This window comes from Flavobacterium aureirubrum, from assembly GCF_038739835.1.
Taxonomy (GTDB): domain Bacteria; phylum Bacteroidota; class Bacteroidia; order Flavobacteriales; family Flavobacteriaceae; genus Flavobacterium; species Flavobacterium aureirubrum.
The window spans coordinates 1-4,939 of record NZ_JBCGDO010000050.1; the positions used below are offsets into that span (position 1 = coordinate 1).

At 31.9% G+C, this 4,939-nt stretch carries 4 protein-coding genes; 3 read left to right on the forward strand and 1 reads right to left on the reverse strand.

Annotation, left to right across the window (positions count from 1 at the left end):
* The first annotated feature begins 261 nt into the window (after positions 1-261).
* The 3 genes from WFZ85_RS15730 to WFZ85_RS15740 all read left to right on the forward strand — a co-directional run bounded on the left by WFZ85_RS15730 (position 262) and on the right by WFZ85_RS15740 (position 4,424).
* A complete protein-coding gene (locus tag WFZ85_RS15730) occupies positions 262-1,959 on the forward strand; it encodes a T9SS type A sorting domain-containing protein (RefSeq protein ID WP_342697206.1) in 1,698 nt (565 codons plus the stop codon).
* 894 nt (positions 1,960-2,853) lie between these two features.
* A complete protein-coding gene (locus WFZ85_RS15735; protein WP_342697207.1) occupies positions 2,854-3,465 on the forward strand; it encodes an outer membrane beta-barrel protein in 612 nt (203 codons plus the stop codon).
* A gap of 257 nt (positions 3,466-3,722) precedes the next feature.
* Entirely contained in the window at positions 3,723-4,424 is a 702-nt protein-coding gene (locus WFZ85_RS15740; protein ID WP_342697208.1) for a hypothetical protein, read from the forward strand.
* 114 nt (positions 4,425-4,538) lie between these two features.
* Here WFZ85_RS15740 and WFZ85_RS15745 read toward each other — a convergent pair.
* Positions 4,539-4,939, reverse strand: a 401-nt coding sequence (locus tag WFZ85_RS15745; protein WP_342697209.1) for a transposase, incomplete at its 5' end; no start/stop codon positions are given.

Consider the following 4,939-nt stretch of genomic DNA (forward strand, 5'->3'; position numbering starts at 1 on the left):
CCATAAGGGACTTACACCCTCTGGAAAAATAACACGCTGTAAGTTTGTTTTATAATCTGAAATTTGTAATTTTCAATTTTTATTCGAGCTTACAGCGTGTGTCCTGCTCATGCAGGGCACACACAGCGGTTTTGTGCTATTTGCCCCATTAAATTTGTCGTTAAATTGAAGCCTTGTGCAAGGGGCAAACAGACACAAAGCCGCAAAATGTTATAAGCCATTTTAAACCAAGACTGCTAAAAAACATCTAAATAGAAAAAAATGAAATCAAAAATACTGACAGTTATTTTATCAATTGTATTTGTGTCGACATACGGACAGACATCAATCGTAACAACAACCAACATCACCCGCACTTCACCAAAAGTTGGGCATATGCTAAACTATTTAACCAAACCCGCTTGGACAAATCAGAGTTTTATTGACAGCGTTAAAACACTAAATCTTGAAATTATCAGATACCCAGGAGGTACAGAATCGCAATATTTTGACTGGCAAACAGGACGAAGTGTGCCGGCTTCTCTTTGGACAAATAGCACACTTTTCAGCCATAGCTATATTGGAACTGTTCCACACATATCATATCCACTTTCAGAACTATTATATTTTTATCAACAAACTAATATAAAACCTATTTTCTGTTTAAATCTGCTTACAAAAAATTTGAGTAATCAAATACAAATGCTACAAACCGCAAGTACATTAGGTATACCTGTCGAATGTATAGAGTTAGGCAATGAATTGTACTTTACAGATTTAGATTTTACTAATAAATACCCAAATCCTATTGACTATGTTTTAGATATAAAAAATAATTGGATACCACAATTAAGTGCATTGTTTCCGAATGCAAAAATTGCAGTTATTGGGAGTTATGACGGCTTAACCGATTTAAATGGCAACGCAGTTCCTTCGAGAATAAATAGTTGGAATGATACACTTTTTGCTCAAAATATAAATACTAATGCCATTACCTTTCATTATTATTTGCCTCCTAATACAACAACTTTATCCAATCCAAATATCACTCAAGCATTAGCAGCACCTTTCAAACATTGGCCTGTTTTGAAAGCAAATACTGTTGATAATGTAACTAACGGAATGGAATGTTGGATAACTGAATATAATCTTAATGACGGCAATCAGACTACCTATGCCATTGCATCAAGTTGGGCACACGGACTTTACACTGCTTCATTATTTAGCTTAATGCTTGAAGAAACTAAAATAAAAATGCTTTTGAACCATCAAATAGCTGGCTCACCTTCGTATGCATCCTTGGCAAGTTATACCTCTTTTGGTGACACCCTTACAAATAGATTAACAGCAGAAGGAAATGCGATGAGACTAATTCATCAGGCAGTTAAAGGCAATAACACCGCTACAAAACTAAGTTTTTCAAATAATCCAACCATTACTGTTAATACAACAAATTATCCATCGCTAATGGGTTGGGTTTTTCAAAATGGCACCAACAAGGAATTATTTATCCTTAATCTCTCTAATTCAAATTATTCATTAGATGTATCGAGTATTTTCAGTAGTTCATACAACTACGAACAAGTAAGTGCAACAAACCCACTGCAAAAAGACATTACAACTCAAAACCTAATTATCAGCAAAGGAAATTCAAGTTCAAACTTCCAATCAGTTCCTTATTCATTGCTCTATGCAAACAACGAAAATGCTTTGGGTATTGATAATGTTAGTCTGGACAACGACTTTTTAGTTTACCCAAATCCAACACAGAATATAGTAATCATAAAACAAAATAATATTCAAACTTTTTCAAAATATCAAATTTTTGATTTGCAAGGAAAACTGATAAAGTCAAAACAATGTGAATTTTCAAATGGAGAACTCATTGTTGACATATCTAACTTAGCACCGAACACCTATTTATTGAAATTAATAACCTCAAATAGACAATTTAAAACAATCAAAATAGTTAGAGAATAGAAGAAAAACGGCTTATAATCGAGTAGACGGCTCCGCCAGAAACTGACGGAGTGCGCTTTTGACGGTACTGAGCGGATGGTGGTTAGAGGTGTTTACTTGAGAGGGGGTTTGAGGGTTTGAGTTTATTAGATTTGTAAACTAGTTATACAACATTTTGGGACAACTGTTTAAAATATTACTCCTTTTGATTAGTTTTAGTTGTAAAGCTCAAGATGTTGTGAACAATGAGCAAGACACTATTTATAATAACTTGATAAATTATACGCCAAAAAATTTCTCTGTAGATGAAACTTCAAAACCAAAAAATAAATTTCTAGAACTTAATTTGAACTCAATTGGAGGTCTTAAAATGGTTTATTAATTCCAAAGTGAACTCAAATTAGGTGAACAAGAAATAAAATGGTTAGAAAAACAAATTGACCAGATTGCTTTGAGTTTTTATTTAGAAGGCAATCCAATCTTGATTAGGAAAACCGGAGGTTATTCAGGATGTGAAGGAAATATGATCCGAAAAGAAAAAATGCATGGAAAAGATGTTACAATCTTAGATTTTTGCTTTACATGTTCTGGCGCTGGAAGTCTCGAAGATTTCATAAAGATTTTTAATAATAGAACCAAAAAGTTACTAAAAAAATAAAACGTCGTACAACAGCCGTAACTGTTGCACAACCCTCCGAAAGACCATCCCGAAGTTTCGGGATGAAAATAATTTTAAAAATTGACTTTGTTTATCGCGAAGTGTGGGGACTTTAACCGAGGTTAAAAAATAGGTTTTTTACTTTTCTTACAGGTATTTTAGTATATTTGAAAAAGAGATTGTGGAGGTTTTTTTGCAGTTTGATGTTGGCAGTAAGTGAGTAAGAAGAATACACATTTAAAAATTGAAAAATAAATATGAAATATTTAATTTGCTTTGGACTATTAATAAGTAGCTTATTATGTAATGGTCAAACGAGAGAAAAAGGAAATATTGAATTAACGCCGATAGTTGGATATAGTGCTTCTTATCAATTAGACTCTTTCCTTTTTGGTTCATCATCAGTTTCTGCAATTCAATTAGGAATTTATGGAAATTATTTTTTTAACAATCGATGGAGTTTACGTTCAGGTTTGTTATTTCAAAAAATGGGAACTAACAATGTTGACTTTTCAATTTTTAGCAACGAATATTCAGAAAGAACAAATTATATCACTGTTCCATTGACTGTGAATTATCATTTTGGAACAAAACGAAACTGGTACGTTAATTATGGAATAGGTATTGGTTTTTTAACCAATGCTGAAGCAAACTATAATGATGGAAATGGATTTGTTGACATAAATAACTTATCGAATTCAACTCAATTTGGAATTAACGGAGGAGTTGGGTATAAATTTAAAGTATCACCCAAATTTATAATAGTCGTTGAAAATTCTAATCTAATTGGACTAACAGACAGTACCGAACAAAGAAGTGGGAAGAATTTTTTTATGAGTTTTAATATAGGTGCTGTTTTTAAAATTTAAAAATGGAAAGTACGAATAAACACCTGCTGGCAACAGCCGTAACTGTTGCTCAACCTCTCATAAAACGTAAATATTTTATATAAACGCAAAAACCAAGCTTGTTTATCCCGAGTTTTTGGGATGTTGCGTGGTTAAAAATGGTTTTTTACTTTTTTTACAGGTATTTTAGTATATTTGAGGAAGAGACTGTGGAAGTTTTTTCACAGTCTGACGTTAGCCGTCAGTTTAGTTTTGCGCAAAGAAAAATAACTTTCAAAATGAAATTAAATAAAATAACCGTTTTACTTCTCCTCTCCTATTTCTTTATAAGTTCATGTGCAGTTACTCATCATAAAAAAAATTTAATTGATTTTAAAACCAATAAAATATCAGAAAGCAAATTAAAACTTGATGGTTACTTTTATCATGAATATGAAATGGATATTAACTGGGAAAATCCTCCATACCCTTATGAAAAATACATAAACGAAACTGGAATAAAAAAATCCAAAACATTAAATGCAATTTTCATTTATGACGATGGTTTTACATATGTTTTATCGGGCATTGACGGAATAAACTCTTACTATTGTGCAGATGGTAGAATAATTGAAAACAGTTATCAAAATGCGCATAAAAATATTAAGCTAATGGTCGAAGCTCAAAAATCAAATGATAAAAAAATAAGAAGAAGATGTGATTTTGAACCTGATTATATAAATCAAAAAGGATTGACAGAGATTGTTGGAAACACAATTAAAATCCAATATTATCAAACTGAAATGCAAATTCCCAACAAGGATTCTTTCAATTCCTATTATTTGTATGAAATGAGCGGAATCATAGAAAATGACACGACGTTTATTATAAATAAAATAAAAAGTTACCGAACGGAAAATACTAAAGACGTCAGTTATATTTATAAATTTAAGAAAGCTCAAAAGCCAGAGTTGCAAAATTATTTTAAAAAACACATGTAAATAAAACCGAACGGCTAACAGCAGTAGCTGTTGCACAACACTAATAAAAAAATACTATTTCAAAATACTTCCAAAAAAGACCTTTTTTAAAGCGATTTAAAGAAGGCTTATTTTTTAGTAATAGTTCAAAATTGTACTATGCTGAGTGTTTACAATAGAGTTTTTAAAGTCCAAAAAGAAGGTTTTTATTAAAGCGGTGTTCATCCCTTGTTTAAAGGAAAGAACTTGGCTCAAAATGGATGGTTTTTTCACTACAAAGCGCAAGTATTTCTTGAGGTTATAGGTTAAACTTGCCATCAACACGTGTTTATTGGCGTTTTGTATACCTCTTGTGTTTACACGTTTCATGTTGGTAAAATTGACCAATGTTCCAATTACAGGTTCTACGGTTTTGCTTCTCACTCGTACCATTTTCTTAGCATAGTGTGGGTTTTGTGTGAGTTTTTGGTGCATTCTATCGTAGTGTTCTTTGTGGATGCTGTCGTCTATCTTCTTGAACTTGGTGCTTTTTCCAC

Excerpts from the sequence above, each read along its gene's own strand:
- WFZ85_RS15730 (WP_342697206.1), top strand. The coding sequence starts at position 262 with ATGAAATCAAAAATACTGACAGTTATTTTATCAATTGTATTTGTGTCG.
- WFZ85_RS15735 (WP_342697207.1), top strand. The coding sequence starts at position 2,854 with ATGAAATATTTAATTTGCTTTGGACTATTAATAAGTAGCTTATTATGT.
- WFZ85_RS15740 (WP_342697208.1), top strand. The coding sequence starts at position 3,723 with ATGAAATTAAATAAAATAACCGTTTTACTTCTCCTCTCCTATTTCTTT.